This window comes from Streptomyces sp. G45, assembly GCF_049542095.1.
Lineage (GTDB): Bacteria > Actinomycetota > Actinomycetes > Streptomycetales > Streptomycetaceae > Streptomyces.
The window spans coordinates 3,524,947-3,546,998 of record NZ_JBMUZU010000001.1; the positions used below are offsets into that span (position 1 = coordinate 3,524,947).

Sequence of the window (22,052 nt, forward strand, 5' to 3'; positions counted from 1 at the left end):
TTGCTCGCGGTGCCCGCGTGTACGCAGGACACTGACACGTACATGCAGGATGTCACTTCGGGTAGGGGGACACGTGCAAACCGGCGGCAGGCGGGCACGTACCCCCACGACGTAGGGGCAACGTGTCGCTCTTGGAGGGGGACCACATGCGGGACGGCCATCGGGCCGAAGCCGAGCGGCTGTTGGCACGGGCGGTGGAGGAGGAGGTCCGGCGCACTGGTGGCCGCACCGACGGGAGCGTGCTGCTCTCGCGGGCCCGCGCCGCCCTGGACTCCATGGAGCGGGCGGCGGCCGAGGAGTACGAGGCGTACACGCGGGCCCTGGACGAGGCGGCGGCCGGGCAGCTCACCTTCGGCCAGCGCTACGCGAAGGAGGCGTCCGGCACTCCCCTGCTGGTCGTGGCCGTGGCGGCGGTCGCCGCGGGCGTCGCGGACCTGGTGCTGGGCACGGACGGCTCCACGGCGCTCGGCGCGGGCGGCGCCGTCGCGGCGGCGGGCCTGGCCGCGACCGTCCTGAAGGTGACGGCGGCGCACGTCCCGGCCGCGCACCGGCACGCGGGCGCGGTCAGCCAGCCCGGCGGCCCCGAGCAGCTGCGCCTGGCCTGGCTGACGGCCCTTGAGGTGCGCGGCATCCGGCCGTTCCTCGACCAGCAGCGGGTGCTCACCGCCGCGACCGGCACCACCACCGGCACCCGCGCCGGGACCTCCGCGACGGCGAAGGCGGCGCCGCGGCTGCGGGGCTCCGACAAGAGCGCGGCGGCCCGGCGGCGCACGGTGCTCGAGCAGTCCTTCGGGCAGCTTCCGCAGCCCGAGGGGGAGTTCGCGGGGCGGCGGGCCGAGCTGGGCCGGATCGCCCAGTGGGTGCACGCCGCGCGCGCAGGAACCCAGACGCAGCCGACGGTCGTGGTGCTGCACGGCGCGCCCGGCTCGGGCCGGTCGGCGCTCGCGGTGCGGGCCGTGCACGCGCTGCGCGAGCAGTTCCGCGGCGCCTGCCTGGTGGACCTGCGCGGCGAGAGCCCCGACACGCCGCCGCTGTCCACCCGGGACGCGCTGCTGCACCTGCTGAATCGATTGGGCGCGCCCCGCGAGCAGCTGCTGTTCCGCGAGCGGGCCACACCCGAGCAGCAGGTGAAGCGGCTCAGCGAGCTGTACCACCAGCATCTGACGGGCCTTGAGGTGGCCATCGTCCTCGACGACGCCCGCGACGCCGAGCAGGTGCGGGCGCTGCTGCCGGAGCGCTCCGACAGCCTCGTCCTCGTCACCACCCGCGAGCCGCTGGGCCTGCCCGACGACCTGCCCGCCCGGGTGCACCAGCTGGCGGTGGCGGAGCTGGACGACGCGGGCGCCGAGCAGCTGATCCGGCAGGTCGCCGAGGACCTGCCGGAGCCGTACGACGCCCAGTCCCTGGACCGGCTGCGGGAGCTGTGCGGGGGCCTGCCGCTGGCGCTGCGCGCCGCGGGCTCCGCGCTCGGGCCGCGCACCCCGGAGCGGCTGGTCGCGGACCTCGCCGCGTACGGCCCCGTCGAGCCGGTCGAGCGGGCCCTGTGGCTGCGCTACGCCGACCAGCCCGAGCCCGCGCGCCGCCTGCTGCGCCGCCTCGCGCTCGCCGGGCGCGCCTCGCTGGGCGCCGCCGCGGCGGCCGCGCTGCTCGCCACCGACGAGCAGGAGGCGACCCGGCAGCTCGTCCGCCTGTCCCGCGCGGGCCTGGTCGACCACGTGCGCGGCAGCCGCTACCGGCTGCACGACCTGGTGCGCTCCTTCGCGCAGGCCCGCCTCGCCGACGAGGAGGAGCCCGGCGAGCGCAGCGCCGCGCAGGAACGTCTCATCGTCAGCTACGGCGAGCTGGCCGACTCCGTGATCCGCCTCGTCGACGGCAAGACCTCCACCCGCGCCGACCACTTCGGGCAGCACGGCTTCACCTCCCTGGACGCCGCCCTGCGCTGGCTCGACGACGAGTCCAGCTTCATCACGGCGGCCCTGCGCAACGCCGAGGGCGTCGACCAGCAGACCGTGCTCGGCCTGCTCGGCGCGCTGTGCGACTACTGTCTGCTGCGCGGCGACCTGTACCGCCTGGGCGAGATCAGCGAGCTGGCGCAGTCCGTGGACCAAGGGCTGCTCGGCCGCAGCGTGAAGTGGCGCACCGCCATAGCCGCCCGGCAGCTCGGCGAGCTTGACCTGGCGCGCTCGACGCTCACGTCCGTGGTCGACCTGTACTTCGAGGCCCACCAGGACGCGGGCGCCGCCCGCGCGCTGGGCTCCCTCGGCATCACCCTGCACCACCAGGGCAACCTCACGGAGGCCTCGGCCCGGCTCCGCGAGGCCCTGGACCTCCAGGTCGCCGACGAGCTGGCGGGCGACCGCGCCTGGACACTGCACGCACTCGCCGCCGTCGAACGCGACCGCGCCCGCCTCGCCGAGGCCGAGTCCATGCTGACCACCGCCCTGGAGCTGCACCGCGACAGCGAGTCCGTGCACGGCGAGGCCTGGGCGCACTTCCAGCTCGGCCAGGTGTGCCTGCGCAAGGGCGACGTACCGCGCGCGGAGACCGAGCTGCGCCGCGCCCTCGACCTGTACGGCCGCACCCGCGACGCCCGCGGCGAGGCGTGGGCCCTCACCCAGCTCGCCCGCGCCCGCCTGGTCGCCGGTGACGCGGAACCCGCCGTCGACGGGCTGCGCCAGGCCGTCGCCCGGCACCGCGACAACGAGGACGCCCGCGGCGAGGCCTGGTCCCTGTACTACCTGGGCCAGGCCCTGGAGGAGACCGGCGACCTCGACCAGGCCGTACGCGACCTGGAGCGGGCCCGCACCATGTTCTCCCGGATGCGGGACGTCTACGGCCTGGCCTGCGCCCGCCACCACTCGGCCCGCGTCACCCGCGACCAGCGCGCCACCCAGACCGGCTCGCTGCGCAACTCCGGCTTCGCCCGGCAGCTCCTGGTCGACGCCCGCGCCGACTTCCAGCGCATCGGCGTCGCGCACGGCGAGGCGTGGACGTGCCTGGAGCTGGCCGTCGTCGACGCGGGCAACGCCCGCACGCAGGCCGCGCTCGCCCTGTGCGACGAGGCGATCTCCCTGTTCGCCTCGTACGGCGACCGCCGCGGCGAGGACTGGGCCCACTTCCTGCGCGCCACGCTCCTGCCGTACGCCTCCCCCGGCGGCTGGGAGATCGGCGTCGCCGTCGCCCAGGAGGAACTGGCCCAGATCGGCCGCTCCGGGCACCCGGCGCGGGACGGCAAGCTCGACGAGTACGTGGACGCGTACGCGCTGTTCCTGGAGCGGGGCGCGGAGCTGGAGGCGGGCTGGCAGGCGTGGCGGCTCGGGATGACACCGAACCGGCACGCTCGGGAGATCATGGGGGTTTCGGTGACGCGGGGCGAATAGGGCGGGGATAGTGGGGAGTTGAGGCCGCGCTTCGGGGGGTGAGGCGATGACGGGCGACTGGCTGCCGGACGAGGCGGTGCCACTGGAGCCGCTGGACGAGCTGCCGCCCGACCTGAGGTCCCTTCTCATGGCCGCGAACGGGCCCACGCGGCTCGTCCTCCACGGCCCGCCGGGCGCCGCGTCGCGGGCGCTCGCGGTCCGGGTCGCGCGGCTCGCGCAGCAGTGGTTCACGGTGCGGTGGGTGTCGGTCGCGCGGGCCCACACGGCCCCCGAGTTCGTGCTGCTGCGGCTCCTGGAGAGCCTCCCGGGGACCCAGCACCTGGACGTCCTGCGCGGCCTGCCGCTGGCCGATCCGGACCTGCTGGCCGACGCGCTGACGCTCCCGTGCCGCAAGGAACTCACCCAGCGCCGCTTCCTGGTGGTGCTCGACGGCGTACCCGAGGGGCCGTGCGGCGACGACCTGCTGCGCCTGGCCACCGGGCTCGTCGACGGCACGAGCTCCCGGGTGCTCGTGGTCCGGTACGAGCACACGGCCGGGGAGGATCCGCGCCCGACGGCCGTCAGCCAGCGCGCCGAAGACCTCCTGGAGACGCTGGAGCAGTGGCGGGGCGACGAGGTCAACGTGTCGGTGGCCGCGGCCCTCAACGCCTTCAGCTCCGTCCCCCGCACGCACTTCCTTGAGGCCTTCCACGAACTGCGCGCCAGCGGGCTGCTCCAGCAGACGCGGCTCGGCTGGTACCGACCGCACGGGCACGCCCCTTCAGGTGTCGCGTGGAGCCTGGACGAAGTCCTGGCCAACGGGCTGCTCGACCGCACGGCGGGCCCTGAGGGCGCCGCCGACGCGTACGTCGATCTCGCGGGCCGCCTCCTGTGCGTCGCCTGGCCGAGGGCCACGGAACTGCTCGCACTCCTGGAACCCCACTTCACGGGCCGTGTGGGCCTGTTCAGACTGCTGCGCCTGAAGCAGTCCCTCTGGCGCGCCACCGGCGACTGGGAGCCCGTCAGGCTCATCGCCGCCATCGTGGCCCGGGACACCGGTCACCCGGTCCCGGCCATCGAGGCCCTGGCGTCGGTGCCCACCCCCCGCGCCGCCCTCGAAACGGCCGTCGCCCAGCGCTGCGCGGGCCTGCTGGCCGAGGCCACCACCACGCTCGACGCCATCCCCGGCGACGTACCGAACGGCTGGGTCCTGCACACGCGGGCCGCCGTCCAGTGCGACCGGGGTGAACTGGCGGGCGCCGACCGGCTGTTGCGCAGCGCGGTGGAGGCCCACCAGGTGCGCGGGGACAGGCGCGGCGAGGCGTGGGCGATCCACCACTACGGCCGCCTGCGGCTGATCCGCGGCGACCTGGAGGAGGCACAGAAGCGCCTGGAGACGGCCCGGCACCTGTTCGCCGACCTCGGCGACCAGCAGGGCCAGGCGTGGACCGAGACGGAACTCGGCAAGGTGCACCTGCTGTACGGCAGCCACGAGGACGCGGCGCAACGCCTGAAGACGGCACTGGGGCTGCACTCGTCGAACCTGGACCCGCGGGGCAAAGCCTGGACGTCACTCTGGCTCGCCCTGATCCCCGGGGAGAGCGGCGCCCCGCTGTTCGGCGACAGCACGGCACGGGACGCGGAGCGGATCTTCCGCGACGTACCCGACCATCTGGGACTCGCCTGGGCGCGGCACTACCGCGCGCTGCTGGCGCACCCGGCACGAGGGCGGCAGACCACTGTCGGGGCCAGGAGCCGACTCCTGCTGTCGATGGCGGGCTTCCGCCAGACCGACTGCCCCCACGGCTTCGCCTGGAGCCACCTGGAAATGTCCGACCTGCAACAGTGGGACGAGCGCACGGGCCACACGGGACGCACGGGCCGCACGGCCCCGGCCCTGGCACATCCCGACCCCGGCCGGTTGTTCACCCTCATCGACGACCCCTCCGGCCCCCACTGGCTCGCCATCCGCCCCCTCGGGAGCCCCGACCCCATCCCCCTCACCGCCCGCCTCACCATCCCCGAACCCGGCACCCGCTTCCGCACCGGCGCCCTCTCCCCCGCCACCCACTCCCGCATCCGCGTTCTCCTCCTCGACGACCGCTCCACCACCGGCACCGCCTCCCGCATCGCCCTGTGCGTGGAGCCGGGCCCCGAGCACCCCTGGGCGGACCCGGCGGGCCCCGCCGCCGGTCTGCCCTGGCTGACCGTCCGCGCCACCCCCCTCACCCCCGCCGACGTCGAACCCGCCCACGCCATGACCCTGCGCCCCTCCGCCCGCGCGACGGACGCCGCCGAGTTCCTGTTCACGCCGCGCCGCGCCGGACGGCACCGGCTGCTGTTCACCGTGGAGCACCACGACACCGCGACCGTCCTCCAGGAAGTGGAGACGTACATCGACGTCGTCGAGGGCGACGGCGGCGCGCCCCGGTCCGACACCGCGCCCGAAGCCGCCCGGAGGGCCTGACCGCGATGGCCCACGAGCTTCCCACCCGGATCGTGCACGACCCCAGCCGCGGCTTCACCCGGCTGCCGAGGACATCGCTCGTCCCGCACCCCGACCTGGTCGTCGGCATCGACGCGCGCCGCGAGGACGAGTGCGTGCGGGCGCGGATGTACGGGCCCGCGGTGCCGTCGGTCAGCGGGTACGAGCACGAGGTGACGCTGCGGGTGCGGCCGCGCGAGGTGCGGTCCGTCGCCGCGCGGCTGCGGCGGCTGTGGCGGGACGAGTTCGTGGCGCTGCGCCCCGTCGACGCCGACGGCTTCCCGCTCGCGCAGGGCTTTCCGTACGCCGATGACGTCGACCTCACCGCCCGGCCTGAGGCCGAGCTGCGGGCTGCGCTGGACGGGCTCGCGCTGTACGGCGCGCAGCTGCTGTTCGACGTGCTGCTGGGCGGCGAGGACGAGGCGCTGAAGCTGTTCCGGGGGCTGCTCGCGGACACGCTGGGCGGGGCCGGGCCGCTGCGCGTGCGCTTCCACTCCGACCTGTACCTGCCGTGGCCGATGCTGTGCCTCTCGGCCGCCCCGCAGGAGCGGGAGCCTTCGCTTGAGGAGGTGTTCGCGCGCTTCCTGGGCTACCGCCACCAGATCGAGCAGACCGGCGGCGACGCCTACGCCCTGGTCCCCGACGACCGCGACCCGCCGCCCCGCGACGCGCCCGCCGTCAGCCTGAACCACGACACTGCCGTCGACCCGGAGGGCCGCACCCGGGCCGCCGACGTCGCCGCCGCGCTCGCCGACGGCGGCACGCTCGTGGAGCGCACCACCCGCGCCGACCTCGAGCGCGCCCTGCGGGACCCGTGCCTGGACGAGCAGCTGATGTACTTCTGGTGCCACGGCCACTTCACCGCGTCCGGCGACGAGCCCCCGTACCTCGTCCTGAAGCTGACCGATCAGCTCGCCATCGACGCCTACACGCTGCGCGCGCACCGGCCGCCGCCGGGCGCGTGCGTGCCGTTCCGGCCGTTCGTGCTGCTCAACGCCTGCTACGCGGGGCTTCCGGGGAACGCGGACCTGGCCTATCTGGGGCGGGCGCTGTTCGCGGCGGGGGCGTCGGGGATCCTCGGGCCGCAGGTGGAGATGCCGCAGCCGTTCGCCGCGGAGTACGCGCTCGCGTTCGTCACCCGCTATCTGACCGGCGAGGACACCGCGGGCGCCATAGCCCACGCCCTGGCCCGCCACTTCGCCGACACCTGCCGCAACCCGCTGGGCTTCGCGTACGCGCTGCACAGCGGCATGGACACACGCCTGGAGCGGACGGCGTGAGCACGCCGGGCCCGCGCCGCCACGGAAGGGTCACGCTCGGTGACGCGCCAGTGACGGCGGGGGCAGTGACAGCGGGGGGCGACGGCGGTCATCTGGCCGGAACCAGCGGCCGGGACGGCCGGAAGCGGTCCGTCCGGGCGGCCGAAAGCCGACGGTCCGGGCGACCGGAAGCCGACCGTCCGAACCGCCGGAAGCCGACCGCCTGAACCGCCGGAAGCCGACCGTCCGGACCGCCCGGAGTCAGCCGCGCTTGGCCTTGGCCTCGGCGGTGTCCACCGGCTCGGTGTCGCCGGACTCCGCCGCCCGCGGGTCGGGCGCCTCCTTGAAGTCCACCTTGCCCATGTGGCGGTTCATGCTCTTCATGAGCCGCCAGACGGCCAGGGCCATCACCGCGAAAACGATGAAGCCGAGGACTCCGGGGGTCACCTTGTTCTCGTCCACCTCCTTGGCGAGGGGGACGAGGTGCGTCATTGCCAGGCTCACGCTCATGTCTGGCATTGTCCCTCAGGCCTCCCGGATGCCCGCAAAGAGGTCGCCTACCGGGTGCCCGCCCTACCGGATGCCCGCGAAGAGGTCGTCCTCCGGCAGCGACGTGTCGACGAGGGACTTCGCCAGCTCGTACTCCTCCGTCGGCCAGACCTCCTTCTGGACCTCCATCGGCACCCGGAACCAGCCGCCGTCGGGGTCGATCTGCGTGGCGTGCGCGATCAGCGCCTTGTCGCGGATCTCGAAGAAGTCGCCGCACGGCACGTGCGTGGTCAGGGTGCGCTCGACGCGCTCGAACTCGTCCCAGCGCTTGAGCCACTCCCCGTACGGGGACTCCAGGCCCCGGTCCAGCATCGCCTGGTGCAGCGCCTCGGTGCGCGGCCGGTTGAAGCCCTGGTTGTAGTACAGCTTCTGCGGCTGGAAGACCGGGCCGAACTCGGCCTCCGGGTACTTCTCGGCGTCCGCCGCGCCGTCGAAGGCCACCATCGTGATCTTGTGGGTCATGATGTGGTCCGGGTGCGGATACCCGCCGTTCTCGTCGTACGTGGTGATCACCTGCGGGCGGAACGAGCGGATCTGCTTCACCAGCTCACCCGCCGCCTTGTCCACGTCCTCAAGGGCGAAGCAGCCCTCGGGCAGCGGCGGCAGCGGGTCGCCCTCCGGCAGGCCGGAGTCCACGAACCCCAGCCACTCCTGCTTGACGCCGAGGATCTCGCGCGCCTCGTCCATCTCCTTCTTGCGCACCTCGTGGATGTGCTCCTGGATGTACGCGTCGCCCTGGAGCTTGGGGTTGAGGATGTCGCCGCGCTCCCCGCCCGTGCAGGTCACCACGAGCACGTCCACTCCTTCGGACACGTACTTGGCCATGGTGGCCGCGCCCTTGCTCGACTCGTCGTCGGGGTGGGCGTGAACGGCCATCAGTCGAAGCTGCTCAGTCAAGACTCGATCCTCGGTGAATTGGGCGCCCTCGGTCATCCACTGCAATGGGCGGCTTCTATAGTGACGGAACCGGGGGCGGAAAATTCCGGCATCCCCACTCCCTTGGAGGACGATGATGACCGCGGTGAGCGGCGGAACCAAGCGGCCGCCCGAGGGCCGCTACGGCCGCTCGCGCACGGCCGACGAGCGCGCCGACCGCAAGCTGAAGATCGTGGGCGCGGTGCTCGGCGCCTGCCTCCTGGCCGTCGTCGCCTGGTTCGGCTACGACTCCATCGCGGGTACGAAGATCAGCGCCGAGGTCATCAAGTTCGACGTCGTCTCCGACCGGGCCGTCGAGGTTCACCTGGAAGTACGCAAGAACGCGGACGTGAACGGCTACTGCACCCTGCGCTCCCAGGCCGAGAACGGCGCCGAGGTGGGCCGCGCCGACTTCCGCTTCGACCAGGACGCCTCCCGCGTCGACAAGACCGTCACCCTCCGCACGACGGAACGCGCGACCAGCGCGGAACTGGTGAGCTGCCACACCGACTGAGCGCGCGGCACCGACGAGGGCGGGCCTCGGGGGCGGTCTCAGGGGGCCTCGGCCTCGGGGGCCTCGGGGCGGCAACCCCCGGCTTCGATGGAACCCACCTCCCTCACCCGCCCCCACCTGCGCTAACGCAACTCTGATGACAAATGTCCTCCCCCTTCGCCGCCGGAATTGTTAGGCTCGTGGTTTCGCCCACTCATAAGGGAACATCCTTCTGGGTAGGGCGATGCTTTGTATTCCCAGTACCTACGAGGAGCACCTGTGACCCAGACCAGCGACAACGTCACCTGGCTGACCCAGGAGGCGTACGACAAGCTCAAGGAAGAGCTTGAGTACCTGTCTGGTCCCGCGCGCACCGAGATCGCAGCCAAGATCGCGGCGGCGCGTGAGGAGGGCGACCTGCGCGAGAACGGCGGGTACCACGCGGCCAAGGAGGAGCAGGGCAAGCAGGAGCTCCGCGTCCGCCAGCTGACCCAGCTCCTGGAGCACGCGAAGGTCGGCGAGGCGCCCGCCGAGGAGGGAGTCGTCGCGCCGGGCATGGTCGTCACGATCGCCTTCGACGGCGACGAGGACGACACCCTGAGCTTCCTGCTCGCCTCCCGGGAGTACGCGAGCGACGACATCGAGACGTACTCGCCCCAGTCCCCGCTCGGCACGGGCGTGAACGGCAAGAAGATCGGCGAGAACGCGGAGTACGAGCTGCCCAACGGCAAGCTGGCCTCCGTCAAGATCCTCGCCGCCAAGCCGTACCAGGGCTGACCCCTCCCGCCGCCCCGCAGCGGCACGCCCACAGCGACATCCGGCCCCCGGCACCCGAGAGGTACCGGGGGCCGCGCTGTGCCCGGGGGCGGGCGGGCGCGGGCCTCAGGCCGCGGCCTCGGGGAGAAGGCCCTTGAGGTACCGGCTGGCCGCGCTGACGAACTCCTCCCGGGCCTTCTTGAAGTCGGCCCAGTTCGGCCGAGACGGGTCGCCCCGCTCCATCTCCCTGAGTCGCTCCACGAGCGCGCGCCCTTCCTTGACCGGCCCCACGCCTTCAAGGTCGATGACATTGAACTTGGCGCGGGTGACGTCGTACGCGCGGTCGACAGCCGCGACGGCCGCTCGGCCGTCCTCGTATCTTCCGGCTTCGCGATACCAGATGACGGTCCGCTCCGCGTCCACCGCGTTCAGGAACTCGGCGTAGGCGTCGCGCCGGGCAAGGTAGAGAGTGATCTTCGAAGTGTCGTCCATACCTGGTGCTCCAGTGGTACACGCTGGCTGGGATGCGACACGCTACTGCTCAGCGCCGCTGCATCACACGGGATAGCGTGATTCACCGGTCTGTGAGCGCAACCGTCAACAGTCAGTGTCGGAGATCCCCGGGTCGCGGTACCGGACGCTCCGGCGCGGCGACATGCGCCCTGGTCGCACGACGGCGCGTCCCTGCCCTGCCGGGCTGTCTTCTGTGGGGTTGCATGCCGCGTCCGGCGCGCAGGCCAGTTGCGGACTACAGGTCTCGAAGCTGGGGTTGCAGTTGGGCAGGCACATGTCAGGAGGACACCCCTGGGCTCGCGGCCTGGTGTGGGGGAAGGCTTCCTCAAGCACACTACGGGTCCTGCGCATCGCGTCGCCGTCGTAGATCTCCGCAAGGCTCTGGGTGTGGACGTTGCCCAGGGAGATCCACCTGGCGAAGACGCACGGCCATACCTCTCCCGTGGGCGAGATCGCGAACTTGCGCCTTCCGCAACGCCCGCACAGGCGATTGATCGAGGGAGCCGTCCCTTGGGCCCCTCGCCCGTAGGGCCGGATGGCATCTGTTCGTACGTCTCGGATGCCGAGGCGCGACAGCTCATGCTCCGCGTAATCGGCGCGCTGCCCTTCGAGAACGTTGATGACACTCCCGCGCATCTCGATCCCCAGCTCCTGCGCGCGGGCGATATTGGCTCTCGTACGTGCGTGTGAACCGCGGCCTTCCGTAACGTCCTCGTGGTCGCCCGGGATGTCGCTGTAGTAGCTGAAGGCGACCCGTACGCCGGGGAGTTGCAGCGCGTCCCACACCTCCGGGCTGATGTGGGTCATGTTCGAGAAGACTTCCACGCGCATGGCTCGCTCGCGCGCGTGCCGAATGAAGGTGGGCAGACCGGGGTGGAAGGTGGGCTCACCTCCGATGAACTGCACATCCCGTACGCCTAGCTCATTCAGCTCATCGACAACCCGGAACCAGTCAGCGTCCGTCATGTCCCCGTGCCCTCCTTGAGGAGAGGAGTCGGCATAGCAGTGACGGCACTTCAGGTTGCAGAACCCTGTGATCTCCAGCCATGCGAACGTAGGCGGAAGGGAGCGGGCGTTCATCGCGTCTCCTTTCGGTTCGATGCAGCAGCGGCAGTGACAGAAACCGGCTGGCAGCCAGCCGGGGCCTACGAGTGCTGAAGCCGGGGCCAGGCCTCCCGGCCGTGCCGGGAAACCGGGCGCGAGGTCGACGGGGCGGGGCTGCCGAGCCGGTGCACCGGTGCACCGGGATGCTCATTCCGTGCTCGGCGGAGGAAATGGGCCGCCAGGAGTGCACGCGCGGCGGCGTCCGCACTGGGCTCGTTCTCGCGAGCGTGCCCACCCGGAGCTGCCAGCCGGGTTCGCAAGCGGGCCGGACCATCAGCCCATGCCCGTGCGCGTTCCGGAGCAGGACGACTCACCCCCGCCGCGACGCCGGTGGATTCGCCGGATCGATGAGCAGCCGGATTCCGGCGGGTCGGGCGTCGCCCCCGCCCTCGGTCGCAATTCCACCCGGCTCACCCGGGCCACCGGGCCGAGTCAGGACGCCTCGCGACCGGTCTGCCGGTAAACGGTGACGGGGCCGTCCAGGCGCCACGGCTGTCGACGGCCGCGCAGGACGAGGACCTTTCCGGTGCCGGAGCGGGGGCTCCACATGTTGACCACCCTGAGCAGGCGGCCCTCGACGCTCACGTAGTCGCCCCGTTCCACGCCGCTGGGAGTGGTTCCGGGGAGGGGCCGGGTGTTGGGCGGCGCCTCCTTGTCGAGCAGGAGGCAGTGCCTGGCGAGCGCCCCCCACTCGTACCCGTTCGCGGCCCGCAGGCGCAGCGCACGGGCGTACGCCTTCACGACCGTCCCGGCCGCGTTCACCGAGGAGTCGAAGACGACGTCCCCGCACGCGTAACGCCGCTCACGGTTCGCACCCGCGTGCCCCGCGGTCATCGGCCACCCCGCTTGCCGCCCGGCGGCCGCAGCTCAGCCGCATCGGCCGGGGCCTCCGTCAGCCGCTCCGGCCGCGCGTCCCACTCCCGCCCGCCCCCGAGGGGCCGCAACTGCACGTACGGCCCTTCGAACCCCATCACCACTCCCACGCGCTTACGCTCCGCGTCATAGACGGTGCTGTGCAGCGCGGGCCTCACCCCAACCTCCTCAGCCCGGCTTCGACGGCCCTGAGGCAGTCGGGCGTCGGGGTCGCGTAGCCACCGCGGGGCACCCAGGAGGGCGCCAGCCTCCAGAAGCCACCCGCCCTGATGACGGCCTCCAGCTCTCCGGTGAGTTCCGCAAACTCCTTCATGCCGCCCAGCCGCCCGCGGGGGGCGCCGTGCCGCTCGTCGGTCATGGCGTCACTCCGTTCACTGCTCGACCGCGATCCCTTGCGGTCTCTCTCCTGCCTGTACGTAACCGCACCGCTTCAGACGGCGGTACGGTGGCAACGCAGCGACGTTTTTAAATCGTTTAAAGCGCCTGCGGGCGCAGGGAGTTGGCGGCTATGCCGAAGCCAAACGAGGCCCTGCAACGGCTCTTCGAAATGAGCGGCTGGACACTCAGCCAGTGCGCACGAGCGGTGAACCGCGTTGGCGGTGAGAACGGCACACCGTTGAAGTACAACGCCTCCGCCGTCCACCACTGGCTTCGCGGCACGACTCCCGGGGCGAACGGGTGCCCGGTTACATCGTGGAGGCGTTCTCCAGGAGGCTGAATCGCCCTGTCACCTATACGGAGGCAGGATTCGAACCTCAGCACGGCCAGTTCTCGCACCAGCCAGATACCGTGGATGAGCTGATCGAGCTAGGGAGGGACGACATGGACCCGTCACGGCGGGGTGTGCTCGGTGCCAGTCTCTTCTCCGTTGCTCTGACTGTTCCCCATTGGCAAGACGTCGTCGGCCGCGCTGTGGCCCTGGAGAAGGGGACGACACACCGCATTGGCATGGCAGACGTAGACATGGTCACCGCCATGACCGAACGCATCTCTGACCTGGATGATGAGTTCGGCGGACGCTACGCACGCCCTATGGGATCCAACTTTCTCGTCAACGTCGTCGCTCCCGCGCTGAGAACCGATGGCGCTGAATCCGTGAGGGACGCCATGCGGTCCGCTGCTGCCGACCTCTGTTACCTGATCGGGTACATGGCAGTGGATGAGGGGCTTCACGGAACCGCTCAGCGGTACTACCTCAAGGCTCTGGAACTCGCAGGCGCGGCAAATGATCACCTGACGTACTGCACCACCCTGCGGGGCATGAGTGTCCAAGCTGTTGATCTACGCCACAGCAGAGAGGCGGTCCGGCTAGCTGATGCCGCCGCGGCTGCCGCCCCTCAGGCAGGTCCGCGCATGCGCGCCTTCCTGGCGGGCCAGCAGGCCCACGCGGCGGCGCAAGCTGGTGATACCAGCGCTGCCAAGAGGTTCATCAGGGACGCGGAAACAGCAATGGAGCGGGCTGAATCACGCGGAAAAGCGCTGGGGTCATACGATCCTTCTTCGCTGCATTACCACGTGAGCCAGGTGCGCTGGGAGCTGGGCGATACCGCCGGGGCCGTAGAAGCCATGGTGCTGTCGGACCGAACACGTCACAGCGTGTACCAGCGCTCTCGCGTCCACCGGCGCGGGCTGCTTGCCGAACGGCAGTTGCACCTGGGCCACTTGGAAGCCGCCTGTGAGACCTGGAGGTTGGCGTTGGAGGACTATCCCAAAGTCAAGTCCGGCCGGGCCGATGAGCGAATGCGGCGCATTTTCACCCTCCTGCGGCCCCACTTGAAGAACTCCACTGCGCGGGACCTGTACGAATACGCTCACGCTGTCGTGCCGGAGCGGCTTCGCGTCCAGCACGGATAGCGCGAACATGGTCCGCCCTGGCGCCCGGCTCGCGGCGCGTGCGCGGCGTGGCCCCGCAGGGGGGCAGCGAACCCCCTCCCTATGGGGGCCGCCCCCGCAGCCCGGCCCAGGGCCACGCCAGGCGTCAGGCCGCCGCCGAGCGGTACTTGCGTACTGCCAGCGTGCGGAAGACCGTGATGATCAGGATGGAGTAGATCGCTGAGGCCCAGACGGGGTGTTGCATGGGCCAGGCGTCGGATGTGGAGACCCCGGGGTTGCCGAAGAGTTCGCGGCAGGCCTGGACCGTGGCGCTGAAGGGGTTCCAGTCGGCGACGTGCCGCAGCCATGGGGTCATGTTGCTGGAGTCCACGAACGCGTTCGACAAGAACGTCACCGGGAACAGCCAGATCAGGCCGCCGGACGTGGCCGCCTCCGGTGTGCGGACCGACAGGCCGATCAGGGCGCCGACCCAGGTGAAGGCGTACCCGGACAGCAGGAGCAGGCCGAACGCGGCCAGGGCCTTGCCCGCGTTGCTGTCGGCGTGGGAGCCGACGCGCCAGCCGACCAGGACGGCGACAATGGCGAGCACCAGCAGGGTGAGGGCGGTCTGCACCAGGTCGGCGATGGTGCGGCCGGTGAGCACGGCGCCCCGCGCCATGGGCAGCGAGCGGAAGCGGTCGATCAGGCCCTTGTGCATGTCGTCGGCGATGCCCGCGCCCGAGCCCGCCGTGGCGAACGTGACGGTCTGGGCGAAGATCCCGGCCATGAGGAAGTTGCGGTAGTCCTCGGGGCTGGTGCTGGTGCCGATCTTCATGGAGCCGCCGAAGACATAGCTGAACAGCACCACGAACATCACCGGCTGGATGAGCCCGAAGAGGATCATCTCGGGGATGCGGGTCATCCGGATCAGGTTGCGGCGGGCGACGACCATGGAGTCGCGCACGGACTGGGTGAGGCCGCCCCGGGGGCGGGGGCGGGCGCGGTGTCGGTGACGGCGCTCACTGGGTGTCCTCCGTCTTCTGCTGGGGCTGGGGCTGTGGTTGCTGCCGGGCTTCCTTCTTGTGCTTGCCCTTGGACCCGGCCGCCCCTGTGTCCTCGGCGGGCTCTTCCTCGACCTCCGCCATGTGGCCGGTCAGGGAGATGAACACGTCGTCGAGGGTGGGGCGGCGCAGACCGATGTCGTCTATCTCGATGCCGCGGGCGTCGAGTTCGCGGATGACCTCGGCGAGCAGCTTCGCGCCGCCGGTGACGGGGACGGTGAGCTTGCGCGTGTGCTGGTCGACGGTGGCCTCGCCCTTGCCGAAGCCGGTGAGGACGTCGAGGGCCGTGGCGATGTGCTCGCGCTCGTGCACGACGAGTTCGACGCGCTCGCCGCCGGTGCGGGCCTTGAGCTGGTCGGAGGTGCCCCGGGCGATGACGCGGCCGTGGTCCACGACGCAGATGTCGTGCGCCAGGTGGTCGGCCTCCTCCAGATACTGCGTGGTCAGGAGGAGTGTGGTGCCGCCCGCCACCAGCTCCTGGATGACCTCCCACAGCTGCTGGCGGTTGCGGGGGTCGAGGCCCGTCGTCGGCTCGTCCATGAACATCACCGGCGGCGAGACGACGAGCGCGGCGGCGAGGTCGAGGCGGCGGCGCATACCGCCCGAGTACGTCTTGGAGGGGCGGTCCGCGGCGTCGGCGAGGTTGAACCGCTCCAGCAGCTCGCCCGCTCTGGCCTTGGCCTGCCTGGCGGGCATCTGGTAGAGCTGGCCGACCATTTGGAGGTTCTCACGGCCCGTCAGATACTCGTCCACGGCGGCGAATTGACCGGACAGGCCGATCGAGCGCCGCACTTCGTTCGGATGCTTCAGCACGTCGATCCCGGCGACGACGGCCCGGCCGCTGTCGGGCGTGAGCAGCGTGGTCAGACAGCGGACGGTCGTCGTCTTTCCCGCGCCGTTCGGCCCGAGGAGGCCGAGCACGGTGCCTTCCGGGACATCGAGATCGACGCCGTCCAGAGCCTTGACGTTGCCGAAGGTCTTGACCAGGCCTTCGGCGTAGATGGCGCCTGGCATAGGGGTCTCCCAAGGTGGGGCTGTTGCCTGCGGTGACTGATGACTGCGGTGGCTCTTACCTATGATTTGGCTGGTTATGGGGTGGAAAATCCACGCGTGCCGAAAAGCTTAGGTTTGCTGGGCCCCCATCGCCCGACAGCCGGTGGCACGCATCACACACTAACGCGATACATCGCGAGTCCTCAAGCGGGTTTGTCAAGCCTGTGGAAAACCCTTCGGCCCCCCGTGCGACCTCTGCCCCAGCCCTGCCCCAGCCCTGCCCCAGCCCTGACCGGGCCCCGCCCGCGCGCCCCGTTCGCTCCCCCGCCCGGTCCCCCGCTGGCCCGGCGCCCAGCCCGGTCCGCGCTCCGACCCGCCCCGCCCGCCCCGCCCGCCCCGCCCGGCCCGCGCCCCGTCCTCCGACCCGGCGTCAGCCGATGATCACGTACCCCGCGTCCCGCAGCGCCGCCGACACCTCGACGCAGTGCTCGGGCCCCTTCGTCTCCAGGTGCAGCTCCACCTCGACCTCCGTGAGCCCGAGCCGGGGGTCCGTGCGGACGTGGCTCACGTCGAGCACGTTGGCGTCCGCCACCGTCAGGACCCCGAGCAGCGTGGCCAGGGCGCCGGGGCGGTCCGTGAGGCGCAGGCGCAGCGACAGGAAGCGGCCCGCGGCCGCCATGCCGTGGCGCAGCACGCGCTGCATCAGGAGCGGGTCGACGTTCCCGCCGGACAGCAGCGCGACGACCGGGCCCTCGAACGCGCGCGGCCTGCTCAGCAGGGCCGCGACCGGGCTCGCGCCCGCGGGTTCGACGACCATCTTGGCCCGCTCCAGACACAGCAGCAGGGCGCTCGACAGGTCGTCCTCGGCGACCGTGACGACGTCGTCGACCAGGTCCCGCACCAGCGCGAACGGCACGTCGCCCGGGCGGCCCACCTTGATGCCGTCCGCCATGGTCACCGGCGCGTCGACGGTCACCGGGCGGCCCGCCGCGAGCGACGGCGGATACGCAGCCGCGCCTTGCGCCTGCACGCCGATCACCCGCACGTCGGGGCGCAGCGCCTTGACCGCCACGGCGATGCCCGCGGCCAGGCCGCCGCCGCCCACGCCGACGAGCAGCGTGCGCACCTCCGGGCACTGCTCCAGGACCTCAAGGCCCACCGTGCCCTGGCCCGCGATGATGTCGGGGTGGTCGAACGGGTGGATGAAGACCGCACCCGTGTCGCGTGCGTACTCCTGCGCCGCGGCCAGCGTCTCGTCGACGACCTGACCCTCCAGGCGTACGTCAGCGCCGTAGTCGCGCGTCGCCGCGACCTTCGGCAGCGGCGCGCCCACCGGCATGAACACCGTGGAGCGCACCCCGAGCAGCGAGGAGGCGAGCGCCACGCCCTGCGCGTGGTTGCCCGCGCTGGCCGCGACGACGCCCGCGGCCCGCTCCTCGGGGAGCAGCCCGGCGATCCGCACGTACGCCCCGCGCAGCTTGAACGAACCCGTCCGCTGCAGGTTCTCGCACTTCAGGTGCACTGGCGCGCCGATGAGACGGGACAGGTGGCGGCTGCCCTCCATGGGTGTCACCCGGGCGACGCCGATCAGCATCTTCTGGGCGCCGCGCACGTCGTCCAGGGTGACCGTCGGCAAGGAGCGTGTCGTGCGGTAGCTCATGAACGGCAGTCTCGCAGTTCACGCGCGCCGCTTCTCGCCGTGCCCGCGCGGCGGGACGGGTTTGCGCAGCCCCGGTACGGGTGCCGCCGTGGCCGCGTACCCTGTCCCCCAATCCATCACCCTTCCCATGAAGTGAGCCCCCGGCCATGCCCACAACTCCGGACATGACGACCGCCAGCGATCCCGGTCTCCTCGACACGCTGCAACACCAAGTGGCGGTGTTCGCACGGCGCGCCGAGCAGACCCGCCTCGGCGGCGTAGGACAGGTCCGCAACTCCATGGACCGCGCCGCGTACCTCCTGCTCAACCGCCTCGACAAGGAAGGCCCGATGGGCGTCAAGGCGCTCGCCGCGAGCATGGGCATCGACTCGTCGACCGTGACCCGGCAGGTCGCCCCGCTCGTGGACACCGGCCTGGTCAAGCGCACCTCGCACCCGGAGGACGGGCGTGCGGTGGTGCTCCAGCTCTCGCCGCGCGGCCAGGCCCGGCTTGACGAGGTGCGCTCGTCCCGGCGCGAGCTGATGGCCGAGCTGACCCAGGACTGGGACCCCGAGGAGCGGGCCAGCTTCACCGCCCTGCTCACCCGCTTCAACTCCGCGCTCTCCGCACGTCAGAGCGCACACGCGATGCCGGACGCGGTGGCCCCCACCGACTCCTGAGCCTCCCGGCCGCGGTACGCCGACCACCGCGGCCGGAGCCCTCGCCACGCGAGGGCTCGGCTCTCACCCGTCCCGTTCGCCCCACCCGTCCCTTCCGTCGTCCGGTTGCCCGGACGTTCGCTTTCCGGTCACGCAGGGCTCTTGACCCGGCCACCGTGCCTGGCCTCAGATGAGACCGAGTCCCCCTACGCCGGACGGCGGGAGGCGCGGTGCGAGAGCGGCAGGCCGCCCAACAGGCCCGCCGTGCCCGGGAGTTCCAGGCGTTCGTCGCGGGCGCGGCAGGGCGTCTCCTGCATGCCGCGACGCTGCTCACCGGCGAGCCGCCGGACGCCAATCCCCGCGCGCGGGCCCTGCTGACCGCCACGCTCGCCGCCACGTACGCCTCCTGGGACCGGCTGCGCGGCGAGGACCCCTACGACCGTACGCGCACCGCGCTCGCCCTCCGCTTCGCGCGCGGCGCGTGGCGGCTGCGCCGCGGCCACGGGGGGCTGCTGTCGCACCTGTCGCCCCAGGAGCGGCTGGTGCTCGTACTGCGGCTCTACGAAGGCGTCGCCGAGGAGCAGGCCGCGGCGCTGCTCGGGCTGCCCGTCGAGCGCGTCCGGACGCTGTGCGCCCGCGCCGTGGCGTCGGTCCTCCACCCGCCCCGGGGGCCCGCTCCCCTGGCAACCCCCGCCTTCGGAGAGGCGGCACCCTCATGAACGGCCGCGTGTACGGCCTTGCGAACGACGTCGTGTACGACCCCATGGGTGGCCTCATGAACGGCCGCACGCACCGGCGCGGTCACGCGAGCCCCCGGGAGGGGCGGCCGTGAGCCAGCAGGAGCGGCGCGAGGCCGCGGTGCGGCAGTTGCTGGACTCCGGGGCGCCCGCCTCCGTGCCCGCCGACCTCTACGGAGAGGCGGTGCGGCGCGGGGCGCGAGCGCTGCGGCGGCGGCTGGTGGCGCGGCGGATCCTGTGGCTGCTGCTGCTCGCCGCCGTGGTCGCCTTCACGGTGTGGGCGGTGACCGCGCAGCCGTGGGTGTCCCCGCCAGCGGAGACGACGCCGCCGCTCAACCGCTGGTAGCGCCCCCCGGGGCTCTCCCGCCCGCCCGTGCCCCCGGCGGCAGCACGCGGGGCACGGGCAGGCGCGAGGAGGCGCCGCCGACTCAGCCGAGGGCCTGCTTCAGGTCGGCCAGGAGGTCGTCGACGGACTCGATGCCCACGGAGAGGCGGACCAGGTCGGCGGGGACCTCCAGGGCGGAGCCCGCGGCGGAGGCGTGCGTCATGCGCCCGGGGTGCTCGATGAGGGACTCGACGCCGCCAAGGGACTCGCCCAGGGTGAAGAGCTTCGCGCGGTCGCAGACCGCGACGGCCGCCTCCTCGCCGCCCTCGACCTGGAAGGACACCATGCCGCCGAACGCCTTCATCTGCTTGGCGGCGATCTCGTGCCCGGGGTGGTCGGGCAGGCCGGGGTAGAGGACCTTCGTCACGCGCGGGTGCCGGGTGAGCATGTCGGCGACGCGGGTGGCGTTCTCGCTGTGCCGGTCCATGCGGACGGCGAGGGTCTTGATGCCGCGCAGCACGATCCAGGAGTCGAAGGGCCCGGCGACGGCGCCCATGGCGTTCTGGTGGTAGGCCAGCTCCTCGCCGAGGTCGGCGTCGTTCACCACGAGGGCGCCGCCCACGACATCGGAGTGGCCGCCCATGTACTTCGTCAGGGAGTGGACGACAACGTCCGCGCCCAGGGAGAGCGGCTGCTGGAGGTAGGGGCTCGCGAAGGTGTTGTCGACGACGAGCCGCGCGCCCGCCTCGTGCGCGATCTGCGCCACCGCGGCGATGTCCGTGATGCCGAGGAGCGGGTTGGAGGGCGTCTCCACCCAGACGGCCTTGGTGCGGGGGGTGAGCGCGGCCCGTACCGCCGCGGGGTCGGAGGTGTCGGCGACCGACCACTCCACCCCCACCGGGAGACGACCTTCGCGAAGAGGCGGAACGTACCGCCGTACGCGTCGTTGGGGATGACCACGTGGTCGCCGGGGCTGAGCAGCGTACGCAGCAGGCAGTCCTCGGCGGCCAGACCCGAGGCGAAGGCGAGGCCGCGGGTGCCGCCTTCGAGGGCGGCGAGGTTCTCCTCCAGCGCCGTGCGCGTCGGGTTGGCGCTGCGGCTGTACTCGTAGCCGCCGCGCAGTCCGCCGACTCCGTCCTGCTTGTACGTGGACACCTGGTAGATGGGCGGGACCACGGCGCCGGTCAGCGGGTCGGCGGTGTTGCCCGCGTGAATGGCGACGGTCTCGAAGCTGTGGCTGCTGTGCGAGTCACTCATGCGGCCTGAGCGTAGTGCGGGACGGCGGCGCGGGCCGGACCGGGAGCGGGCGGCGGGGCCCGGCGAGGGGTGGGTTGGCCTGCGGGGACGCCCAGGTTGGCCAATTGTCACAGGCGTCTGGTTCGCTTGTACGTATGGAGATTCTCTGGGTGCTGATGGCCCTGGTCATGATCGGAGCGGTGCTCGGGCCGTTCCTGCTGCGCAGGCGTGCCGGGATCCGCCAGGTGAGCCCGGGCGCGCCGGACGCCGCCGATCCGGCGAACTACGGCTTCGCGCGCCAGGAGGACCTCGACATCCGCATGCCGGGCCCGGACGCGGACCTGGTCGAGGTGCTCGACCTGGTGCAGCGCACGCAGGAGTGGAAGGCCGCGTCCCAGCTGCTCGCGGGCACCGAGGTGCACGGGGAGCGGCGCTGGCAGCGGGTGCAGGCATTCGCGGGCGCGGCGTCCCTGGAGCTCCAGCAGCGGCCCGGCGGCGTCAGCGACACCCCCGGGGGCAGTGGCTGCGCGTGTGGCGGGCCGAGGCTCCGAAGGACGCGGGCGGCGCGGCGGTGCACGCGGAGTTCCTGGTGCAGCAGGCGTGGCGCACGGCGACGCCGGGGACGGACGAGTTCCGGATCATCCTGGAGGAGGCCAAGGAGGCGTGCGCGCAGGCCGCGCTCCTGTCCCCCGGGGACCCGATTCCGTACATCGTGGAGCTGTCCATCGCCCGCGGCCTCGCCTATGAGCGCACGGAGTTCGAGCAGCTCTGGCTGAAGATCCTGGACCGCGCGCCCGCGCACATGGGGGCGCACCTGGCGGCCCTGCACTACGCGTGCGAGAAGTGGCACGGCTCCCGCGAGGAGGCGTACGCGTTCGCGGAGGCCGCCGCCGCCCGCGCGCCCGGCGGCTCGCTGCTGTCGGCGCTGCCCCTGTTCGCGGTGTACGAGCACCTGCCGGAGATCACCATGGTGCGGGGGTTCTACGAGAGCGAGGTCGTGACCAAGGCCATCGAGGGCGCCCAGTTCGCGGTGCACTCGGCGCGCCCCGACGACCCGATGCTGGCGCATGTGCGGCACCTGCTGGTCTTCTTCCTGGTGCGCGGCGAGCGCTGGGGCGAGGCGATGAACGAGCTGGTGCACGTGGACGGCCACGTGGGCGCGCTCCCCTGGAGCGTCTCCGCCGACCCGGCCGCGGACTACGCGGTGTACCGCGCCCTCGCGGTCGCGGGCTACGAGGCCAACGGGGGCAGCCCGGCCACGCTGCCGCGATAGGCGCGGGGCTC

17 protein-coding genes and 3 pseudogenes are annotated in these 22,052 nt (G+C 72.2%); 10 read left to right on the forward strand and 10 right to left on the reverse strand.

Features of this window, described 5'->3' with window-relative positions; all coding sequences use genetic code 11:
- The first annotated feature begins 146 nt into the window (after window positions 1-146).
- From ACOBQU_RS14185 to ACOBQU_RS14195, 3 genes are read left to right on the forward strand one after another with little or no spacing between them, the layout of a single operon-like run.
- A complete protein-coding gene (locus ACOBQU_RS14185) occupies window positions 147-3,380 on the forward strand; it encodes a tetratricopeptide repeat protein (RefSeq protein WP_423627142.1) in 3,234 nt (1,077 codons plus the stop codon).
- Between the two features lie 46 nt (window positions 3,381-3,426).
- Window positions 3,427-5,826, forward strand: coding sequence for a hypothetical protein (locus tag ACOBQU_RS14190; RefSeq protein WP_423627143.1), 2,400 nt, complete (start codon window positions 3,427-3,429; stop codon window positions 5,824-5,826).
- Between the two features lie 5 nt (window positions 5,827-5,831).
- Window positions 5,832-7,124, forward strand: coding sequence for a CHAT domain-containing protein (locus ACOBQU_RS14195; RefSeq protein WP_423627145.1), 1,293 nt, complete (start codon window positions 5,832-5,834; stop codon window positions 7,122-7,124).
- A 240-nt stretch (window positions 7,125-7,364) separates the two neighbouring features.
- Here the strand turns inward: ACOBQU_RS14195 and ACOBQU_RS14200 are convergent, their stop codons facing one another.
- On the reverse strand, window positions 7,365-7,622 hold the full coding sequence (locus tag ACOBQU_RS14200) for a hypothetical protein (protein WP_423627146.1): 258 nt from the start codon (window positions 7,620-7,622) through the stop codon (window positions 7,365-7,367).
- Between the two features lie 54 nt (window positions 7,623-7,676).
- Entirely contained in the window at window positions 7,677-8,549 is an 873-nt protein-coding gene (gene mca, locus ACOBQU_RS14205) for a mycothiol conjugate amidase Mca (protein WP_423627147.1), read from the reverse strand.
- Window positions 8,550-8,664: 115 nt separating this feature from the next.
- On the opposite strand from mca, the gene ACOBQU_RS14210 reads away from it, so the two are divergent.
- Window positions 8,665-9,081 (forward strand): DUF4307 domain-containing protein, encoded by a 417-nt coding sequence (locus tag ACOBQU_RS14210; RefSeq protein ID WP_423634468.1) that lies wholly within the window; start codon window positions 8,665-8,667, stop codon window positions 9,079-9,081.
- Window positions 9,082-9,339: 258 nt separating this feature from the next.
- On the forward strand, window positions 9,340-9,837 hold the full coding sequence (greA, locus tag ACOBQU_RS14215; RefSeq protein WP_423627149.1) for a transcription elongation factor GreA: 498 nt from the start codon (window positions 9,340-9,342) through the stop codon (window positions 9,835-9,837).
- 105 nt (window positions 9,838-9,942) lie between these two features.
- Here greA and ACOBQU_RS14220 read toward each other — a convergent pair whose 3' ends face one another.
- From ACOBQU_RS14220 to ACOBQU_RS14235, 4 genes are all read right to left on the reverse strand, one after another.
- A complete protein-coding gene (locus tag ACOBQU_RS14220; RefSeq protein WP_423627151.1) occupies window positions 9,943-10,308 on the reverse strand; it encodes a hypothetical protein in 366 nt (121 codons plus the stop codon).
- Window positions 10,309-10,413: 105 nt separating this feature from the next.
- Window positions 10,414-11,409 carry a radical SAM/SPASM domain-containing protein gene (locus ACOBQU_RS14225; RefSeq protein ID WP_423627153.1) on the reverse strand — a complete coding sequence of 332 codons (996 nt, stop codon included), beginning with the start codon at window positions 11,407-11,409 and terminating at the stop codon, window positions 10,414-10,416.
- 456 nt (window positions 11,410-11,865) lie between these two features.
- Window positions 11,866-12,267, reverse strand: coding sequence for a hypothetical protein (locus tag ACOBQU_RS14230; RefSeq protein WP_423627154.1), 402 nt, complete (start codon window positions 12,265-12,267; stop codon window positions 11,866-11,868).
- 193 nt (window positions 12,268-12,460) lie between these two features.
- Window positions 12,461-12,664, reverse strand: a complete 204-nt coding sequence (locus tag ACOBQU_RS14235) for a hypothetical protein (RefSeq protein ID WP_423627156.1) — start codon at window positions 12,662-12,664, stop codon at window positions 12,461-12,463.
- 431 nt (window positions 12,665-13,095) lie between these two features.
- Here ACOBQU_RS14235 and ACOBQU_RS14240 point away from each other — a divergent pair, with 431 nt between their 5' ends.
- Window positions 13,096-14,160, forward strand: a complete 1,065-nt coding sequence (locus ACOBQU_RS14240; RefSeq protein ID WP_423627158.1) for a transcriptional regulator — start codon at window positions 13,096-13,098, stop codon at window positions 14,158-14,160.
- A gap of 124 nt (window positions 14,161-14,284) precedes the next feature.
- Here the strand turns inward: ACOBQU_RS14240 and ACOBQU_RS14245 are convergent.
- The 3 genes and pseudogenes from ACOBQU_RS14245 to ilvA all read right to left on the reverse strand — a co-directional run bounded on the left by ACOBQU_RS14245 (window position 14,285) and on the right by ilvA (window position 17,832).
- Window positions 14,285-15,141: pseudogene (locus ACOBQU_RS14245) on the reverse strand (ABC transporter permease).
- Window positions 15,138-16,193, reverse strand: a complete 1,056-nt coding sequence (locus ACOBQU_RS14250) for an ATP-binding cassette domain-containing protein (RefSeq protein ID WP_423627160.1) — start codon at window positions 16,191-16,193, stop codon at window positions 15,138-15,140. Before ACOBQU_RS14250 ends, ACOBQU_RS14245 begins: the two are co-directional and overlap by 4 nt.
- A gap of 409 nt (window positions 16,194-16,602) precedes the next feature.
- Window positions 16,603-17,832, reverse strand: a complete 1,230-nt coding sequence (ilvA, locus tag ACOBQU_RS14255; RefSeq protein ID WP_423627162.1) for a threonine ammonia-lyase — start codon at window positions 17,830-17,832, stop codon at window positions 16,603-16,605.
- A 146-nt stretch (window positions 17,833-17,978) separates the two neighbouring features.
- Here ilvA and ACOBQU_RS14260 point away from each other — a divergent pair, with 146 nt between their 5' ends.
- From ACOBQU_RS14260 to ACOBQU_RS14270, 3 genes are all read left to right on the forward strand, one after another.
- Window positions 17,979-18,491, forward strand: a complete 513-nt coding sequence (locus ACOBQU_RS14260) for a MarR family winged helix-turn-helix transcriptional regulator (RefSeq protein ID WP_423627163.1) — start codon at window positions 17,979-17,981, stop codon at window positions 18,489-18,491.
- Window positions 18,492-18,700: 209 nt separating this feature from the next.
- Complete coding sequence (locus ACOBQU_RS14265; protein ID WP_423627165.1) at window positions 18,701-19,189, forward strand: sigma factor-like helix-turn-helix DNA-binding protein; 489 nt, start codon at window positions 18,701-18,703, stop codon at window positions 19,187-19,189.
- 109 nt (window positions 19,190-19,298) lie between these two features.
- On the forward strand, window positions 19,299-19,553 hold the full coding sequence (locus tag ACOBQU_RS14270) for a hypothetical protein (RefSeq protein WP_423627167.1): 255 nt from the start codon (window positions 19,299-19,301) through the stop codon (window positions 19,551-19,553).
- An 82-nt stretch (window positions 19,554-19,635) separates the two neighbouring features.
- Here the strand turns inward: ACOBQU_RS14270 and ACOBQU_RS14275 are convergent.
- Window positions 19,636-20,789: pseudogene (locus ACOBQU_RS14275) on the reverse strand (cystathionine gamma-synthase).
- A 134-nt stretch (window positions 20,790-20,923) separates the two neighbouring features.
- On the opposite strand from ACOBQU_RS14275, the pseudogene ACOBQU_RS14280 reads away from it, so the two are divergent.
- A pseudogene (locus tag ACOBQU_RS14280) lies at window positions 20,924-22,041 on the forward strand (hypothetical protein).
- The last annotated feature ends 11 nt before the right edge of the window (window positions 22,042-22,052 follow it).

Excerpts from the sequence above, each read along its gene's own strand:
- ACOBQU_RS14230 (WP_423627154.1), bottom strand. The coding sequence starts at position 12,267 with ATGACCGCGGGGCACGCGGGTGCGAACCGTGAGCGGCGTTACGCGTGC.
- ACOBQU_RS14235 (WP_423627156.1), bottom strand. The coding sequence starts at position 12,664 with ATGACCGACGAGCGGCACGGCGCCCCCCGCGGGCGGCTGGGCGGCATG.
- ilvA (WP_423627162.1), bottom strand. The coding sequence starts at position 17,832 with ATGAGCTACCGCACGACACGCTCCTTGCCGACGGTCACCCTGGACGAC.
- ACOBQU_RS14200 (WP_423627146.1), bottom strand. The coding sequence starts at position 7,622 with ATGCCAGACATGAGCGTGAGCCTGGCAATGACGCACCTCGTCCCCCTC.
- ACOBQU_RS14225 (WP_423627153.1), bottom strand. The coding sequence starts at position 11,409 with ATGAACGCCCGCTCCCTTCCGCCTACGTTCGCATGGCTGGAGATCACA.
- ACOBQU_RS14260 (WP_423627163.1), top strand. The coding sequence starts at position 17,979 with ATGCCCACAACTCCGGACATGACGACCGCCAGCGATCCCGGTCTCCTC.
- ACOBQU_RS14210 (WP_423634468.1), top strand. The coding sequence starts at position 8,665 with ATGACCGCGGTGAGCGGCGGAACCAAGCGGCCGCCCGAGGGCCGCTAC.
- ACOBQU_RS14195 (WP_423627145.1), top strand. The coding sequence starts at position 5,832 with ATGGCCCACGAGCTTCCCACCCGGATCGTGCACGACCCCAGCCGCGGC.
- ACOBQU_RS14190 (WP_423627143.1), top strand. The coding sequence starts at position 3,427 with ATGACGGGCGACTGGCTGCCGGACGAGGCGGTGCCACTGGAGCCGCTG.
- ACOBQU_RS14220 (WP_423627151.1), bottom strand. The coding sequence starts at position 10,308 with ATGGACGACACTTCGAAGATCACTCTCTACCTTGCCCGGCGCGACGCC.
- ACOBQU_RS14250 (WP_423627160.1), bottom strand. The coding sequence starts at position 16,193 with ATGCCAGGCGCCATCTACGCCGAAGGCCTGGTCAAGACCTTCGGCAAC.
- ACOBQU_RS14185 (WP_423627142.1), top strand. The coding sequence starts at position 147 with ATGCGGGACGGCCATCGGGCCGAAGCCGAGCGGCTGTTGGCACGGGCG.